The organism is Kitasatospora sp. NPDC054768 (assembly GCF_053612025.1).
The window spans coordinates 1-16,123 of sequence record NZ_JBSHBN010000088.1; the positions used below are offsets into that span (position 1 = coordinate 1).

Sequence of the window (16,123 nt, forward strand, 5' to 3'; positions counted from 1 at the left end):
GCCCGCCGAGGCCGAGGGCACCTAGGACTGAGCAACGGGTCGCCAAATTGCTGAGACCGGTCCCCCGGTCGCTCCCGCTGGAGCGACCGGGGCAGCGGTGTGTCCGGGATGATGACGTCGAGCGCGAAGGCGAGGAGAGAAGCGTGAGCGAGCGCAGCGAGCGAGCCATGGAGAGGTGCGCGGTCCGCGAAGCGGCCGCCGAGCGCAGCGAGGTGGGCGCATGAGCGAGGACTACGACGGCCCCTGGCTGGTGGCGGGGCTGGGCAACCCCGGGGAGCAGTACGCCCGGAACCGGCACAACATCGGCTTCATGGTGGTGGACCTGCTGGCGCAGCGGATGGGCGCCAGGTTCAAGGCGCACAAGAGCCGGGCGCAGGTGGCCGAGGGACGGCTGGCGGGCAAGCGGGTGGTGCTGGCCAAGCCGATGTCCTTCATGAACCTCTCCGGCGGGCCGGTGACGGCGCTGCGCGACTTCTACAAGGTGCCGGCCTCGGCGCTGATCGCGGTCCACGACGAGCTGGACATCGACTACGCGGAGCTGCGGCTGAAGCTGGGCGGCGGGGACAACGGCCACAACGGCCTGAAGTCGATCACCAAGTCGCTGGGCCCGGACTACCACCGGGTGCGCTGCGGGATCGGCCGTCCGCCGGGCCGGATGGAGGTCGCGGACTTCGTGCTGAAGGACTTCTCCTCGACCGAGCGCAAGGAGCTGGAGTGGTTCGTGGACCGCTCGGCGGACGCGGTGGAGGCGCTGCTGTCCGAGGGGCTGGAGCGGGCCCAGGGCACGTACAACTCCTGATCGCCGCTGACCGTCCGTCAGGACCGTGTGCGGGTACGCAACGGTCGTACAACGCTTGCCCGTCCACACCTGATTCGGTGTGAGAACCCCGTGCGGGATCGGATAGCGTCGGCTTGGTACGCGAACGAGTCCTGGGGAGTTCTCGATGCGGGGATTGCGTCCGGTCCGCCGAGCGCGGTGGAGCCGGGTGGCCGGGCTGAAGCGGCTCGGGCGGCGGGTCGGTACGGCCGGTGCGCTGGGGGTGGCCGGCGTCCTGCTGTCGGGCGGTGCGCTGGCGCACGCGGAGCCGGTGGCCGAGTCGGACCCGGCGGTCTCCCCGGAGCCGGCGGCGGCGCAGTTCGGCCCGGTGCTCGGCGATTCGATGGGCCCCGACGCCGGGCTGCTGGCGGTCGGCGGCGGCCTGGTGGTGGCGGCCGGCGGCGCGGCGCTGTGGCTGAAGCGCAGGCGCGCGGGCGAGGTGGCGGAGTAGCACCCCCGCGCGGATCAGCATCCCTGCGCGGATCAGGACCCCCGCGCGGATCAGGACCCCTGTGCGGAGCGGGAGTTCCGCACTGAGCAGCACCCCCTCCGTGCGGAGCGGGAGCCTCACGGCGATGGGCCGGTGTCCCGGACGGGACACCGGCCCATCGGCCGTTCTCGGGCGGCCGTCAGCCGGTGTTGCGCAGGCCGGCGGCGATGCCGTTGACGGTCAGCAGCAGCGCGCGGGCGCGCAGCGGGTCGTCCTGGCGCCCGGCCGAGAGCTCCTCGCGCTGGCGGCGCAGCAGCGCGACCTGGAGGTAGGAGATCGGGTCGAGGTAGGCGTCGCGGACGGCGAAGGTCTGCTTCAACACCGGGTTGTGCTCGAGCAGTTCGTTCTCGCCGGTGAGCCGCAGCACCTCGCGCAGGGTGAGCGCGTGCTCGGCCTTGATCTCGTCGAAGACGTGGCGCAGTTCGCCGGGCACCAGCTGCTCGACGTAGTGCTGGGCGATCCGCAGGTCGGTCTTGGCCAGCGTCATGGCGACGTTGGACAGGAAGTTGCGGAAGAAGTGCCACTCGCCGTACATCTCGTCCAGCACGCCGCCGAGGCCCGCCGCGCGGGCGGCCGCGAGGCCGGAGCCGACGCCGAACCAGCCGGGGACGATCTGCCGGGACTGGGTCCAGCCGAACACCCACGGGATGGCCCGCAGGCCGTCCAGGCCGGCGCCGGAGTCGGGGCGGCGGGACGGGCGGGAGCCCAGGTGCAGCGAGGCGAGCTGGTCGACCGGGGTGGCGGCGAAGAAGTACTTTGGCAGGTCCTCCTGCTCGACCAGGCCGCGGTAGGCGGTGTGGGCGGCCTCGGAGACCTGGTCCATCGCGGCGTCCCAGCGGGCCAGCGACTCGGGGGCCTGGCGCGGGGCGGTGTGCAGCGCGGAGGCGGAGAGCGTGGCGGAGATGGTCAGCTCCAGGTTCTCCCGGGCGAGCGAGGGGAGCAGGTACTTGTCGGAGATGACCTCGCCCTGCTCGGTGACCTTGATCTCGCCCTCCAGGGTGCCCCAGGGCTGGGCCAGGATGGCCTCGTGCGAGGGGCCGCCGCCGCGGCCGACGGTGCCGCCGCGGCCGTGGAACAGGCGCAGCCGGATGCCGTAGCGGTGGGCGACGTCGCGCAGGCGGCGCTGGGCGCGGTGGATCTCCCACTGGGAGGTGGTGATGCCGCCGAACTTGGAGGAGTCGGAGTAGCCGAGCATGACCTCCTGGACGTCGCCGCGCAGCGAGACGAGCAGGCGGTAGGACGGGTCGGAGAGCATCTCGTCGAGGATGCGGTCGGCCTGCTGGAGTTCGTCGGTGGTCTCCAGCAGCGGCACGATGCCGATCTTGGCGATGCCGGCGTGCAGGTCGATCAGACCGGCCTCGCGGGCCAGCACGGTGGCCGCGAAGACGTCGTCGGCACCCTGGCACATGGAGATGATGTAGCTCTCGACGATCTCGTCGCCGAAGCGCTCGAAGCCCTGGCGGATCGTGTTGAACACGCCGAGGGTCTTGGTGCCGGCCTCGTCCAGCGGGGCCGGGGTGGGGGCGAGCGGGCGGCGCGAGCGGAGTTCCTTGGCGAGCAGCTTCTGCCGGTACTCGCGGGGCATGTCGGCGTAGCGCCAGGCCTCCTCGCCGAGCCGGTCGAAGAGCTGGCCGAGGGCGTGGTGGTGGGCCTCGGCGTGTTCGCGCACGTCCATGGTGGCGAGCTGCAGGCCGAAGGCCTCGACGGTGCGGATGGCGCGGGCGAGGCGGCCGTCGGCGATGAGCTCGCCGCGGTGGGCGCGCAGCGAGTCCTGGATCAGCCGCAGGTCGGCGATCAGCTCGCGGGTGCCGAGGTAGTCGCGGCCCTCGACGTGCGGGGTGCCGCCGGCCAGCCGCTCGCGGGTGTTCTCCAGCTTGAGCCGGATGCAGGTGGCCTTGAGGCGGTAGGGCTCCTCGGCGTTCATCCGCTTGTAGCGCGGGCTGAGTTCGGGGAGCAGGTGCAGATCGGTGTTGAGCGAGGCGAGCAGTTCGACCGAGGCGCCGGCCAGCCGCTCGGAGGTGGAGAGCGTGTTGCGCAGGTCGTCGATCGCGGAGAGCGCGTCCTTGATGCCGTACTCGTGCTGGAGGTTGAGGACGTCCCAGGTGACCTGCGGGGTGACGTTGGGGTTGCCGTCGCGGTCGCCGCCGATCCAGGTGCCGAAGGTGAGCGGCCGCACGCCGTCGGGCAGGCCCAGGCCGACCCGGGCGAGCTCCTCGTGCAGCTCCTCCAGGACCTCGGGGACGGCCTCGCGGTAGAGCTCGTCCAGGTAGTAGACGGCGTTGCGGGCCTCGTCGGTGGGCTCGGGGCGGGCGATGCGCAGCTCGTCGGTCTGCCAGAGCAGGTCGATGACCTCGGCCAGGCGGCGGTCGGCGGAGCGCTTGGCGCTGCTGGTGCGGGCCTGGTCGGCGGCGGCCAGGCCGGAGGTGACCTCGTCGCGGTGGATGCGGTCGAGGAGCTCGCCGATCCGGCGCAGCTTGTTGAGGACGCTGCGGCGGGCGGCCTCGGTGGGGTGCGCGGTGAAGACCGGGCGGACCGCGAGGTGGGCCAGGGTGTCCTGGAGGTGCTTGGGGTCGGCCTCGGCGAGCTGGTCGGCGGTCTGCGCGAGCAGCGAGCCCTCCCGGGCGCGGCGGGTGGCGAGCTCGCGGCCGCGGTGCACCTGCTCGGTGACGTTGGCGAGGTGGAAGTAGGTGGAGAACGCCCGGACCAGCTTGGCGGCGGTGTCCAGGTCGATGTCGGAGAGGAGTTCGGCGGTGGCCTCGCCGTCGGTGCGGCTCAGCAGGCGGACCTGTTCGACCAGGCCCAGCAGCTGGGGGCCCTCCTGGCGGACCAGCGTCTCGCCCAGCAGGTCGCCGAGGCGTCGGATGTCCGCACGCAGGGCGGCATTGTCGGCGACGACGGGCGTGGGGCTGTCCGCCGGGGTGGGGACCGGAGCGGTCACGGCTGGCTCCCTCTGGTGGTGGGGTTCGGCAACGGCTCATCGTCACAGGTCCACACGGGTGTGGCGGGTGTGACGCGTGCGGACCGCGCTGTCCGACGCGACCAGCATAGGTGTCGGGGCGGGTGCTGTCCGCGAGGTGGCCGGATGGCGGACAGGGCTGCCGAAAACCACCTGTGGTCTGGACCACTTGACGGCTTCGGGGGGTGTGCCGGGAGATCCCGGTGGGGAGGGGAGGGGGTTGCCGCTTACGCTGTGGGGCATGAGCAAGTCGCCTGGGGAGCGCATGCCGGTCCGGTGGTTCTGGTGGTGGAAGCGGCCGCGCAGCGTCTTCCTGGACGTCGGGCTGGGGCTGCTCGCCGCGGTGGAGTGCGCGGCCAGCACGATCGCCTTCCTCTCCGCCCGGATACACGTCAGCACCGCGGGAGCGGTCGGCATAGCCGTGCTCGGCACGCTGGCCGGCGGCTCGCTGGTGGTGCGCCGGCGCTGGCCGGCCGTCCCGGTACTGGTGACGCTGCTGGTGATGCCCGGCATGCTGGGCGTGGTGCTGCTGGTGGTGGCGCTGTACACGCTGGCCTCGACCTGGGAGTGGCCCTCGCGCCGGCGCCGGGTGGTGGCGCTGTCCGGGCTGGCCTTCGCCGAGGCGGCCGCGGTGATGGCGGTGTCGCTGATGACGCCCGGCGACATGATGGACCCGCCGCCGCTGTGGGGTCAGATCCTGCTGTCGCTGCTGGTGTCGGTCGGGCTGACCGTCGCCCCGGTGGTGACCGGACTGTACGTCGGCGCGCGGCGGCGGCTGATCGAGTCGCTCAAGGACCGCGCCCACGGCCTGGAGACCGAGCTGGACCTGCTGGCCGAGCAGGCGCAGGAGCGCGCCCGCCGGGCCCGGCTGGAGGAGCGCACCCGGATCGCCCGGGAGATGCACGACGTGGTGGCGCACCGGGTGTCCCTGATGGTGGTGCACGCCGGGGCGCTGGAGCGGATCGCCGGCAAGGATCCGGACAAGGCGGCGCAGAGCGCCAAGCTGATGGGCGAGGTGGGCCGGCAGGCGCTGAACGAACTGCGCGAGATCCTCGGGGTGCTGCGGATGGACGACGAACGGCAGCCGGAGCCGGACTCGCTGGCCGGGCTGCCGCGGCTGGTCGACCAGTCCCGCGCGGCCGGGATGGCGGTGACCCTGACGGTCAGCGGCAGCCGGCAGGAGTTCACCGGTGAGGCCGAGCAGACCGCCTACCGGGTCGTCCAGGAGGGCCTGACCAACGCGCACAAGCACGCGGGCGGCGCCCAGGTGTCGGTCCTGCTCTCGTACGCGCCGAACGGGGTGCGGGTGGCCGTGGTGAACGCCTGCCCCGGCGGGGAGCGGGGCGCGGCGAAGCTGCCCAGCGGCGGCAACGGGCTGGTCGGGATGCGGGAGCGGGTGATCGCGCTGGGCGGCACCTTCTCCTCCGGGCCGGAGGCGGACGGCGGGTTCCGGATCGAGGCGGTGCTGCCGTCCCGGCTGGCGGTGCGGGCCGAGCGGCTGCGCTGAGCCGTCCCCGGCCCCCGGCCGTCAGTACTCCTCGGCGGTGCGCAGCCGCTCGGGGGCGGTGCCCAGGACGAGGGTGGAGATCGCCTGGTCGATGCCGTGGCCGAGGAACCACTCGCCGGTGTGGTCCAGGCTGTAGACCCGGCCCTCCTCGTCGACGGCCAGCAGCGCCTGCCCGTACGCCTCCTCGCCGAGCGGGGCCAGCCGGGTGCCCAGCGCCCGGCCCAGGTCGAGCAGGGTGCGCGGCTGGTGCAGCCCGCACAGCGGGTCGATCAGGAACGGGGTGCGGGCCAGCTGGCGGCCCGGGCCGGACAGGTCGAAGGCGAGGCCGCCGAACTCGGCCCAGGCCTCCACCGCCGCCGGGAACACCGCGTGCCGTACGCCGGCGGGCGCGCCGTACCCGGCCAGGGCGTCGGCCCACTCCTCGGCCTGCCGGATCTCCCAGCGGCCGGGGTGCCAGCCGGCCGCCTTGAGCTCGGCGGCGACGTCGGCGGGGAAGCGCGGGCGGGTCCGGGTGCCGGCGGGGGAGAGGGTGGCCGGTGGGGACGGGATCGGCGGGTTCAGGACGGACTCCAGGGCTGGGGGACGGGGAACGTGCCGGCGCTCGGCCGGTCAGTGCGCGGGCGGCCCGACGGCGACGCTGCGTACGGTGAAGTGCTCCAGCATCGGAGCGCAGGAGCGGCACGGCGGGGCGTGGCTGCCGTGCGCCGGGTCGTCCTCCTCGCGGATGCGCACGGTCGTCATCCGGGCGCCCTTGAGCGACTTTCGGGCCTCCTGCACGGTCATCGGCTTGCGGGCGGCGCGCTTGGAGCGCCGGCCGTCGACCGCGGCCAGGTACTGGGAGAGCAGGACGGCCTCCGGGCAGCGGCCGGTGAACCGTTCGCGGGCCTCCGCCGGCAGGGTGTCCAGGAAGTCGGCGACCAGGTGGTGCAGCGCCGGGCGGCGCGGGTCCTTGTCGCCCGCCAGGGTGTGCACCTCGCCGCCCTTGAGCGACAGCGCGGCGGCGACGGCGGGCAGCAGGCTGTCGCGGTGGTGGCGCAGCACGGGCGGGCCCGCCGGCTCACCGGTGGTCATCCGTCGTCCTCCTCCTCGTAACCCGGCATCGGCCGGAGTGACCGGGCCGGTCCGGGGCAAGCCTGTCAAACGGTACTGACAACCGCACAACCGGGGTGCGGCGGCGGCCGGTGCCGCGGCGGGCCGGCCGGCGGTCGCCCGATGCCGGCCGAACGCGCACCCGCCCGTCATGACTTGTCCGCCGATCTACCGAAACGGCCCCCGGGCCCGGTGCCCGGCCGGTACCGTTCCGGCAGCGAGCCGAAGGGGACGCGGCCGACCGTGCGGACAGCCGCCGGCAGCCCGACTCCGGTGCCCGCGCCGGACGTTGAGGCCGCCGGGGAAGGCCTGTCGCCCGCCCCGGCGCTGAGCGAAGGGGCTCGTGCGATGACGTCGGAACCGCAGGACGAGCACTGGCAGACCGCCAACCAGGCACCGGGCGGACACGTGCCCGCACCGGACGAGCCGCCCCGGCCGGTGCCCGAACACCCGGTGGGGCTGGCCGTGGTCGGGGCCGGCTACTGGGGCCCGAAGCTGGTCCGCAACGCGCAGCACACCCCGGCGCTGCGGCTGCACTGGCTGTGCGACCTGGACGAGGCCAAGGCCCGGGCGGTGCTGGGGGAGTACAGCACCGTCGGGGTGACCGACAGCTACCGGCGGGTACTGGCGGACGGGCGGGTCGGCGCGGTCGCGGTGGCGACGCCGGCGGGCGCCCACTACGCGCTGGTGCGGGCGGCCCTGGAGGCCGGCAAGCACGTCCTGGTGGAGAAGCCGATCACCACCTCCGCCGCCGAGGCCGAGGAACTGGTCGACCTGGCCGAGCGGCGCGGGCTGGTGCTGATGTGCGACCACACCTTCTGCTACACCCCGGCGGTGCGGCGGATCCGCGAACTGGTCCACGGCGGGGACATCGGGGACGTCCAGTTCTTCGACTCGGTGCGGATCAACCTCGGCCTGGTGCAGCCGGACGTGGACGTGCTGTGGGACCTCGCCCCGCACGACCTGTCGATCCTGGACTTCGTGCTGCCGCCCGGGGTCGAGCCGGTCGGGGTGTCCGCCCAGGGCGCCGACCCGATCGGGGCCGGCCGCGCCTGCGTCGCGTACCTGACGGTCCGGCTCAGCAACGGCGCGCTGGCGCACTGCCACGTCAACTGGCTCTCCCCGACCAAGGTCCGCACCACCCTGATCGGCGGCTCGCGGCGCACCCTGGTCTGGGACGACCTCAACCCGCAGGCCCGGCTGGCCGTGCACGACCGCGGGGTCGACCTCACCCCGCCCGACCGGCTGACCGACGCGATCCGGCACCGGGCGCTGATCTCCTACCGGGTCGGCGAGATGGTCGCGCCCGCGCTGGTCGAGCAGGAGGCGCTGCGCAACGTGATGGCCGAGTTCGCGGCCGCCATCACCGAGGGCCGGGCCCCGCTCACCGACGGCCGGGCCGGGGTGCGGGTGCTGCAGCTGCTGGAGGCGGCCTCGCTCAGTCTCGAACTCGGCGGCGCCACCGTCCCGGTGGGCGCGGCGGTCCGGACCGGGGCGGAGGTCGCCCGGTGAGCGGGCCGGTGCGCGGGCCGGTGCGCGGGCCGGTGCGCGGGCCGGTGCGCCGGGGCGCGGCACGGGATCCGGCGCGGGAGGGCGTCCCGCTGGTCGATCTGGCGGCGGCACACGCCGAGGTGGCGGACGAGGTGCGGGCCGGCTTCGACCGGGTGCTCGCCTCCGGAGCCTTCGTCAAGGGCCCCGAGGTGGCCGCCTTCGAGCGTGAGTACGCGGCCTTCGCCGGTGTCCGGCACTGCGTGGGCGCCGCCAACGGCACCGACGCCCTCGAACTGGCCCTGCGCGCCCTGGGCCTGCCGCCCGGCAGCGGGGTGGTGCTGCCCGCCAACACCTTCGTCGCCACCGTCGAGGCCGTGCTGCGGGCCGGGCTGCGCCCGGTGCTGGTCGACGCCGACCCGGAGTACCTGCTGATGGACCCGGAGCGGGCCGCCGCCGCGCTGCCCGGCGCGGCCGCGCTGCTGCCCGTCCACCTCTTCGGCCAACTCGCCCCGATGGGGCCGCTGCTGGCGGCGGCCGACGGACGGCCGGTGGTGGAGGACGCGGCGCAGTCCCAGGGCGCCCGGCAGCACGGGCGGAGCCGGTACGGGCGGATCGCGGCCACCAGCTTCTACCCGGGCAAGAACCTCGGCGCCTATGGCGACGCCGGGGCGGTGCTCACCGACGACGACGCCCTGGCCGACGCCGTCCGGCTGATCGGCGACCACGGCGCCCGCGACCGGTACCGGCACGAACGGTTCGGCTTCAACTCCCGGCTGGACGCGCTGCAGGCCGTCGTGCTGCGCGCCAAGCTGCGCCGGCTGCCCGCCTGGAACGCCGCCCGCCGGGCCGCCGCCGCCCGCTACGACGAGCTGCTGGGCGGGCTGGACGGGCTCGCCCTGCCCCGCACCGCGCCCGGCAACGAGCACGTCCGGCACCTGTACCCGGTACGGATCGGCCCCGGCCGGGACCGCGACGCGGTGCTGGCCGAACTGCACGCGGCCGGGATCGGCGCCGGGGTGCACTACCCGGTGCCGGTCCACCGGCAACCCGCGTTCCATCACCTCGGCCACCGCGAAGGGACGTTCCCGGTCGCCGAGCGGGCCGCCCGCGAACTGCTCAGCCTGCCGCTGCACCCCCACCTCACCGAGGCCGGGCAGCTGCGGGTGGCCGAGGCGCTGGCGCGGGCGCTGGGCGTGCGGTTGTGACGTCGGGGACGCTCCCGGGCGCGGCTCCCGGCAAGGCTCCGGGCGCGGCTCCGGGCGAGGGCCGGGCAAGGCTCCGGGCGGGGCCGGGCAAGGCTTCGGGCGTGGTCCGGGCAGGGCTCCGGGCGAGGTCCCGGCCGTGCGCCGCCCCCGGGACCCGCCGTCGCTCCCCCGTCGTCCGCCTGACGGACGGGGGGTTGAAGGCAGGCCCTAGGCTGGTGCCCAGCAGGCACCGTATTTGCAGCAGCCAGTGGGGGCTCCCAGATGACGACAGGTCGGCCCGGCGTCGCCGCCGCACCGAACGCGGCGTACGCAGGTCAGGTGGTGCAGTTCCCGGACCCGGTCCGCGCGGAGCGGCACCCCGCCGGGGTCAGGGTGGACGAGTACGGCTTTCCGGACTTCGGCCCGTACGCCGCCGCCGCGGCCGAGGTGGCCGACCCGCCGGAGGGCTTCGGCGTGGACGAGCTGCGACTGACCGACTACGTGTCGGCCAACGCCGCGCTCTACACCCAGGGCCACCCGCTCTGGGCCGACCTCTCGACCGCCGTCGCCACCCCGCCCGGCTGGACCTGGCACCACGCGGTCGGCCGGGCCGCCCCCGGCTGGCGGCGGATGGAGCTCGTGCCGGTCGAGGTCAAGGCGCTGCTGCGGCACCACGGCGGCCTGGCCACCTCCGCCGCCGACCACACCCGCCGCGGCACCCGCCCCCTGCAGGAGCGCCGGGCGGTGCACTTCTCGCTGGCCGGGGACGGCGGCGACCCGATCGGCGTCCCCGAGGACCTCGTGCAGCGCGCCGAGCAGCGCCTCGGCTACCGGCTGCCCGACGCCTACCGCACCTTCCTCAAGCTGGGCGGCGGCCGCACCCCGGTCGGCGTGGCGCTGGACACCGAGCTCGGACTGCTGCTCGACCAGCCCTTCCTGACGCTCACCGAGGAGTACGGCACCGCGGACGTCGTGTACACCAACAAGTGCCTGCGCGACCACCTCACCAAGGACTACCTGGCCGTCGCCTACGCCCAGGGCGGCCTGGTCGCGCTCAAGGTGCGCGGCGAGCGGACCGGCTCGGTCTGGTTCCACCTGCACGACGACGCCCGCGACACCGGTGCCCCGGAGGCCCCGGAGGACCGCTGCGCCCGGCTGCTGCTGCCCTGCGGCGAGGACTTCGACGCCTTCCTGCTGCGGTTGGCGGGCAGCCCGCCGGAGCTGGAGACGGTCGCGGAGCTGATGGTGGACGGCGGGTTCGCCCGGGCCGTCCCGGTGGGCTGAGGCGCGTGGTCGCGGTGGTCGCGGTGGTGTCGGTGGTGTCGGTGGAACGGGGGACGAAGAGGATGCGGACAGGGGTGAACCGGGCGTGGTGACGTACGCGCAGGCGCAGGAGCTCGCCGAGGAGTGGATCAACGGCGGGGTGCCGCGCTCGCAGCAGCGCGAGGTGCGGGTCCGGGAGTTCGACCTGGGCTTCGTCTGCTGGGCGGTGGCGCCCGCGGGCCCGGCCGAGGGCACGGGCGGCGGCACGGGGGAGGCACGGCTGGTGATCGCCCGGGACTCGGGCGCCAGCACGCTGTGGCCCGCGCTGCCCGTCAACGAGGTGGTCCGGCAGTACGAGGAGGTCTACGGGCGGCCGGTGGCGGCCAACCCGGCCGGGGCGGCGAAGCCCGCGCCCGGACCGGTGGAGGCCACCTCCTTCCTGCTCAGCCCGCCGCAGTGGCTCCAGGAGGCGGGGGCCGCGGCGATCGCGGCGGAGGCGGAGCGGCTCGGGACGGCCCCGGCCGGGCCGCAGGGTGCCGAGGCCCCGGTCGCGGCCGATGCTGCCGCTGCCATGCCCGGCGCCGCCGCTGCCACGCCCGTCGAGGAGCGGCCCGTTCCGGCGCCGCAGCCCGTTCCCGCGCCGCTGCCCGCCCCGGCCGTGCTGACCGAGCCGCCGGTCTCCGGCCGGCCCGCCGGGGACGCGCCCACCATGCTCGCGCCGCCGCCCGGGCACGAGGAGCCGGTCGTCGCTCCGCAGCCCTCGCCGCAGCCGCAGGCCGTCGCGCCGGTGCCGCCGCCCGTGGCTCCGGTCGCGCCCGTCGCGCCCGGTGTGCCCGGTGTTCCTGGTGTGCCGGGCCCGTCGGACGGGGGCGACGCCGCCACCGTCCTGATGCCCGAGGGGCTGCGGATCACCGGCTCGGACCTGCCCGAGCCCGCCGCGCCGGCGGGTGCCGAGGCCGCGACCATGCTGATGCCGCCGACGAGCGGCGGCCACGGCATGCCCCCGGTCCCGCCGTTCGCCGAGCCGCCGGCCGCCCCGCCCGCCCCGCCGGCCCCGGTGGCCCCGGCACCCGCCCCGGCCGCCGAGCCGGCGCCGACCCTGCTCGCCTCGCCGGACGCCATGCCCGGGCTGATGGGCCTGCCGGGTGCCCCGGCCGCCCCGCCCGCCACTGGACCGCAGGCGGAGCACGCCCCGACGATGCTGGCCCCGCCGGGCGGCATGCCCGGCCTCGCCGGCCTGCCCGGTGCCCCGGTCCCCGGCGCCCCGGAGGGCGCCGCGCCGCAGGGCGGACTCGGACGCGGGGCCGGCTCGGTCCCGCCGCCGCCCCCGCCGGCCGCGCTGCGCGGTGGCCCCGCCGGTGCCCCCGGTGCGGGCGCCGCCCCCGCCGGACTCGGACGCGGTGCGGGTTCGGGCCCGCCGCCGCCCCCGCCGGCCGGGCTGAAGCACACTCCGGGCTCCGGTACGCCCGTCGCCGCCCCGGTCGGCTCCGGCGGCCGCGGCGCGGCCTCCGCCCCGCCGCCTCCGCCCCCGGCGGGCCTGCGCGGTGGCGAGGCCCTGCCGGCCCCGCAGGGCGCGCCGTCCGCCGGCCCGCCCGCCTCCGGTACGGCGTACGAGGCGACCCAGCTGGCGGGTGCGATCGACCCGGCGCTGCTGGGCGGCCCGGCGGACCCGGGCACCCCGCCGTCCGGCGGTCCCGCCGTCCCGCCGCCGCCCGGCGGCCCGGCGGCCCCCGCCGCGCCCGCGGCCGGCTACGGCTACCCGAACACGGGCGGTGCCGCGGGGGTCGTCCCGCCGGCGGTGCCCGGTTCGCCGCAGGCCGCGCCGGTGCCCCCGGGGGTGCCCGCGGTCGGCCCGGGGTACTTCGCCGCGCTCAGCTACCGGGGCCCGGACGGCTCGGAGCAGAAGCTGCTGCACCGCAGCGAGCCCGGCACCCCGCACCCGGAGTGGAAGATCCTGCAGGACCTGCGCCGGCTCAACGTGCCGCCGGAGCAGGTGCTGGAGCTCTACACCGAGCTGGAGTCGTGCGACCTGCCGGGCGGCTACTGCAACCGCATGATCGCCGCGTCCTGGCCGAACGTCCGGCTCACCCACACCGCCCCGTACGGCCGCGACCACGCGTCCCGGCAGGCCGGGATGGCCGAGCTGCTCGACCACCTGGACGAGCTGCACCAGCTGGCGTCCGGCGCCCAGCGGGTCCGCCCGTTCCGGGTGCCGCCGCCCGCGCCCGGGACGGTCCAGGCGCTGCCGCCGCTCCCGCCGCAGCAGCTCGCCCAGGAGACCGGCGCCGCCTTCGGGCAGAACCTGTTCCGGTACGAGCAGCGCGCCGTCTCCCGCCAGGGCGTGCCCGAGCCGGTGTCCCAGACCCTGATGTGGGCCGGGCTGCCGCGCGACTTCGGGCCGTTCTTCTGGGCGCAGGCGCAGGAGGGCCGCCCGATCCCGACGCTCGCCGAGCTGGCCGCCGAGCGCGGCCTGGCCGCGGGCCCGGACTTCGGCGGCTACCTGGTGCTGGGCAACGACTACGGACGGCAGCTGTGCGTCCAGTACGGCACCGCGCACGTGGTGGCCGTGGACATCGATGGAACCGGTCAGCCGCCCCGGTTCGTCAACAGCGGTGTACCGGAGTTCGTCCGCTCGATGGCCCTGCTGGGCCGGATGTGGCGGCTGCGGTACGGGCTGACCCCGGACCAGGCCGGTCGCTGGACGACCGACTTCCAGGCCCAGCTCGCCGCGATCGACCCGGCGGCCCTGCAGAACGCGGACACCTGGTGGGCCGTGCTGCTGGAGCAGTTCTGGGACGGCCTGCTGTAGCGGACCGTCGCAGGTCCTCGCAGGTGGGAGGGGTCGTTCCGGTGCCCGGAACGGCCCCTCCGGCATGCCTCCGCAGCTGTGCCTCGTTGGGGTTTCGCCCAGATCTGCGCAAAATAGGTCAAGAGGATGGGTCTATTCGTCTCGTCCTCGACATATTCCGGTCCGCACGACGACGGAATCCGGCCCGGGGCACCGAACCGGTTCCGGATCCGTCCGTTCCGTCCGATCATGGGCTCCGCAGCCCGCGAAACGAGGGGAAGAGCCCATGAGCGACGCCGTCCCCCAGTACGGCTTCACCCAGGCCCGCCGTGGCTACGTGCCCGAGCAGGTCGACCGAGCCCTCGCCGCCCTCACCGCGCAGCGTGACGAGGCGTGGGAACGGTTGAGCGTCCTGGGCGCCGGCATCCGGCAGATGGAGGCCCGGCTGGCCGACATCCGCCGGACTGCCGAGGAGGCCCCGGAACCCGACTACCAGGTACTCAGCGAGCAGGCCGCCGGACTGGCCGCGATGGCCGAGAACGAGGCGCGCGCCGTCCGGGAGAAGGCCGAGCGCTTCGCCGAGGACCTGCGGGACGAGGTCTACGAGGCGGGGCAGGCCGCCGACCGCGCCGCCAAGGAGTACAGCACCACGACCCGTACCGACGCGGACGCGGCCGCCCGCCGCACCGAGGAGCGGACCCGGGCCGAGGCCGAGGGCATCCGGTCCGACACCGACCGGGAGAGCCGTTCCGCGCGGGACGCCGCGACCGCGTACGCCGCCAAGGTGCGGGTGGCCGCCGCCGAGGCCAGCGAGCAGGCCGAGGCCGAGCTGGCCGCCCGGCGCCGCAAGGCCGACGAGACCTTCGCCGCCGCCCAGGCCGCGGCCGACGCCGAGGACGCCGAGGTCTCGGCGACCGCCGAGCGCAAGGTCAAGGAGGCGGAGCAGCAGCGGGAGACGGTGCTGAACCGGATCAAGCAGCTGGAGACGGACGCCCAGGCCAAGGCCGACCAACTGGTCGAGCAGGCCCGCCGGGAGGCCGAGAAGATCAACGCGGAGAGCGAGCGCGAGCAGCGCGAGTTCGACACCCGGCTGGAGACGGTGCAGCAGCACCTGGACCACATCAAGGCCACGCTGGCCTCGCTCACCGGGGCGGCGGTCGGCCAGATCGAGCCCGAGGTGGCGGCGGCCGCCGTCGCGGCCGCCCGGGCCGCCCAGGACTCCGTCGGGACCGTCGTGCCCGCCGCGGCGCCCGCGCCCCCCGCTCCGCGGGACGCGGTCGCGGACGCGGTCGTCGACGCCTCGCCGGTGGACTCGGAGGCGGACACCGGGGAGATCCCGGTGGCCGACCTGCGCAAGACCCTGACTCCCGCGGCTCCCGCCGGGGCCAAGGCCCCCGCCCGGGAGAGGTCGGCGACCGTGCTGCGGACGCCGGTGGTCGGCAGCAGCGCCACCAGGGCCATCGGCGGGCCCGTGGCGACCGGCCCGGTGCCGCCGAAGCCGGCCTCGCCGCCCGCCGAGGAGACGGTCGAGGGGACGGCTGGGGCCGAGGGAGCGGCCGAGGGGACGGCTGGGGCCGAGGGAACGGCCGAGGCGAAGGCGGTCGACGGGCCGGCCGCGGCCGGGAAGGGCGACGGGCGGTCCTCGGAGGCCGAGACCCGGATCGTTCCGAAGATCATCATCGTGGACGACGGCAGCGACTACGCGACCCCCCACACGGTGAGCTACAACCGCCGCTGACCGGCGCGCCCGACCGCGCGCCGCGAAGGCCCCGACCGCCCGGTGAGAGGCGGTCGGGGCCTTCGCCGTGCCGGCCGCGCCCGGGCCCTCGGGCGGGAGCCCGGGTCGACGGGCGGGCCCTCGGGGCCGGGTCGACGGGCAGGCCGAGGCCGGAGGCCGGGGAGGACGGGCGGGCTTCGGGACAGGACGGCGGTCGACGGGGTGGGCCCCCGGGAACGAAAGAGGCCGAGACCCGTGGCGCCCTCCAGGAAAGGGCGCCACGGTTCCCGGCGCTTGGGCGGGCGCCCCCACCCAGGGCCGCCCGGCCTCGCACCTCCGACCCCCATCGGGGGTGCGACAGTGCCCTCCACAGCCATCCCCCACGGTTGGGTGCGGCGGGCACGTTCACCATGGTGCGCGATCTCCATGGACGGCCAGTGACAGGAGTATGTCCAGTTCGTGGCGGATAGCCGTGCCCCGTTCGGGACGGCTCCCGGTTGGTTCGTCCACCGGCCGGTCCGGTGTTCCGTCCAGTCGTTCGTTCTCGGACGTGTTCCTGACAATCTGCGCGGGGCGGCCGCGCGGGTGCCCGGTGCTCCGGATCCCCGGCCGACCTCTGCCGACCCCCTTTCGCCCCCTTTCGGCCCCTTTCAGCCCCGGCGCGAGTCCGGCGCGGGTCCGGTCCGGCCTCGCCGAAGCTGTGGACCGCGTGCGCGTCCCTGCCGCGGCGTAGGCTGGAGACCCCCGGCCGCTCGGCGTGCCGGGCCGTTCGCGTTGCCCCGGCGGGCCTTCGCCGCCCCGGGGCAGCATCAGCCACGGGA

11 protein-coding genes are annotated in these 16,123 nt (G+C 75.8%); 8 read left to right on the forward strand and 3 right to left on the reverse strand.

Annotated elements, in window-relative coordinates; genetic code table 11:
• Window positions 1-220 precede the first annotated feature (220 nt).
• Both pth and ACWGKU_RS24405 read left to right on the forward strand, forming a co-directional pair.
• Complete coding sequence (gene pth / locus ACWGKU_RS24400; protein ID WP_401046705.1) at window positions 221-799, forward strand: aminoacyl-tRNA hydrolase; 579 nt, start codon at window positions 221-223, stop codon at window positions 797-799.
• A gap of 187 nt (window positions 800-986) precedes the next feature.
• Window positions 987-1,268, forward strand: coding sequence for a hypothetical protein (locus ACWGKU_RS24405; protein WP_401046708.1), 282 nt, complete (start codon window positions 987-989; stop codon window positions 1,266-1,268).
• 178 nt (window positions 1,269-1,446) lie between these two features.
• Here the strand turns inward: ACWGKU_RS24405 and ppc are convergent, their stop codons facing one another.
• Window positions 1,447-4,245, reverse strand: a complete 2,799-nt coding sequence (gene ppc / locus ACWGKU_RS24410) for a phosphoenolpyruvate carboxylase (RefSeq protein WP_380358697.1) — start codon at window positions 4,243-4,245, stop codon at window positions 1,447-1,449.
• Between the two features lie 259 nt (window positions 4,246-4,504).
• Here ppc and ACWGKU_RS24415 point away from each other — a divergent pair, with 259 nt between their 5' ends.
• Window positions 4,505-5,770 carry a sensor histidine kinase gene (locus ACWGKU_RS24415; protein WP_401052479.1) on the forward strand — a complete coding sequence of 422 codons (1,266 nt, stop codon included), beginning with the start codon at window positions 4,505-4,507 and terminating at the stop codon, window positions 5,768-5,770.
• Between the two features lie 21 nt (window positions 5,771-5,791).
• Here ACWGKU_RS24415 and ACWGKU_RS24420 read toward each other — a convergent pair whose 3' ends face one another.
• Window positions 5,792-6,319 carry an SUKH-3 domain-containing protein gene (locus ACWGKU_RS24420; RefSeq protein WP_359910060.1) on the reverse strand — a complete coding sequence of 176 codons (528 nt, stop codon included), beginning with the start codon at window positions 6,317-6,319 and terminating at the stop codon, window positions 5,792-5,794.
• 60 nt (window positions 6,320-6,379) lie between these two features.
• Entirely contained in the window at window positions 6,380-6,841 is a 462-nt protein-coding gene (locus ACWGKU_RS24425; protein WP_452180812.1) for a YwqJ-related putative deaminase, read from the reverse strand.
• A gap of 366 nt (window positions 6,842-7,207) precedes the next feature.
• Between ACWGKU_RS24425 and ACWGKU_RS24430 the strand changes: the two genes are divergently transcribed.
• The 5 genes from ACWGKU_RS24430 (at window position 7,208) to ACWGKU_RS24450 (ending at window position 15,323) form a co-directional block, all read left to right on the forward strand.
• On the forward strand, window positions 7,208-8,371 hold the full coding sequence (locus ACWGKU_RS24430; protein WP_380539357.1) for a Gfo/Idh/MocA family protein: 1,164 nt from the start codon (window positions 7,208-7,210) through the stop codon (window positions 8,369-8,371).
• Entirely contained in the window at window positions 8,368-9,555 is a 1,188-nt protein-coding gene (locus ACWGKU_RS24435; protein ID WP_452180811.1) for a DegT/DnrJ/EryC1/StrS family aminotransferase, read from the forward strand. Before ACWGKU_RS24430 ends, ACWGKU_RS24435 begins: the two co-directional genes overlap by 4 nt.
• 261 nt (window positions 9,556-9,816) lie before the next feature.
• Complete coding sequence (locus ACWGKU_RS24440; protein ID WP_452180810.1) at window positions 9,817-10,818, forward strand: SMI1/KNR4 family protein; 1,002 nt, start codon at window positions 9,817-9,819, stop codon at window positions 10,816-10,818.
• An 85-nt stretch (window positions 10,819-10,903) separates the two neighbouring features.
• Complete coding sequence (locus tag ACWGKU_RS24445; RefSeq protein ID WP_452191561.1) at window positions 10,904-13,606, forward strand: SUKH-4 family immunity protein; 2,703 nt, start codon at window positions 10,904-10,906, stop codon at window positions 13,604-13,606.
• 265 nt (window positions 13,607-13,871) lie between these two features.
• On the forward strand, window positions 13,872-15,323 hold the full coding sequence (locus ACWGKU_RS24450) for a hypothetical protein (RefSeq protein ID WP_452180104.1): 1,452 nt from the start codon (window positions 13,872-13,874) through the stop codon (window positions 15,321-15,323).
• Window positions 15,324-16,123: the final 800 nt, after the last annotated feature.

Excerpts from the sequence above, each read along its gene's own strand:
- ACWGKU_RS24430 (WP_380539357.1), top strand. The coding sequence starts at position 7,208 with ATGACGTCGGAACCGCAGGACGAGCACTGGCAGACCGCCAACCAGGCA.
- pth (WP_401046705.1), top strand. The coding sequence starts at position 221 with ATGAGCGAGGACTACGACGGCCCCTGGCTGGTGGCGGGGCTGGGCAAC.
- ACWGKU_RS24450 (WP_452180104.1), top strand. The coding sequence starts at position 13,872 with ATGAGCGACGCCGTCCCCCAGTACGGCTTCACCCAGGCCCGCCGTGGC.
- ACWGKU_RS24415 (WP_401052479.1), top strand. The coding sequence starts at position 4,505 with ATGAGCAAGTCGCCTGGGGAGCGCATGCCGGTCCGGTGGTTCTGGTGG.
- ACWGKU_RS24425 (WP_452180812.1), bottom strand. The coding sequence starts at position 6,841 with ATGACCACCGGTGAGCCGGCGGGCCCGCCCGTGCTGCGCCACCACCGC.
- ACWGKU_RS24440 (WP_452180810.1), top strand. The coding sequence starts at position 9,817 with ATGACGACAGGTCGGCCCGGCGTCGCCGCCGCACCGAACGCGGCGTAC.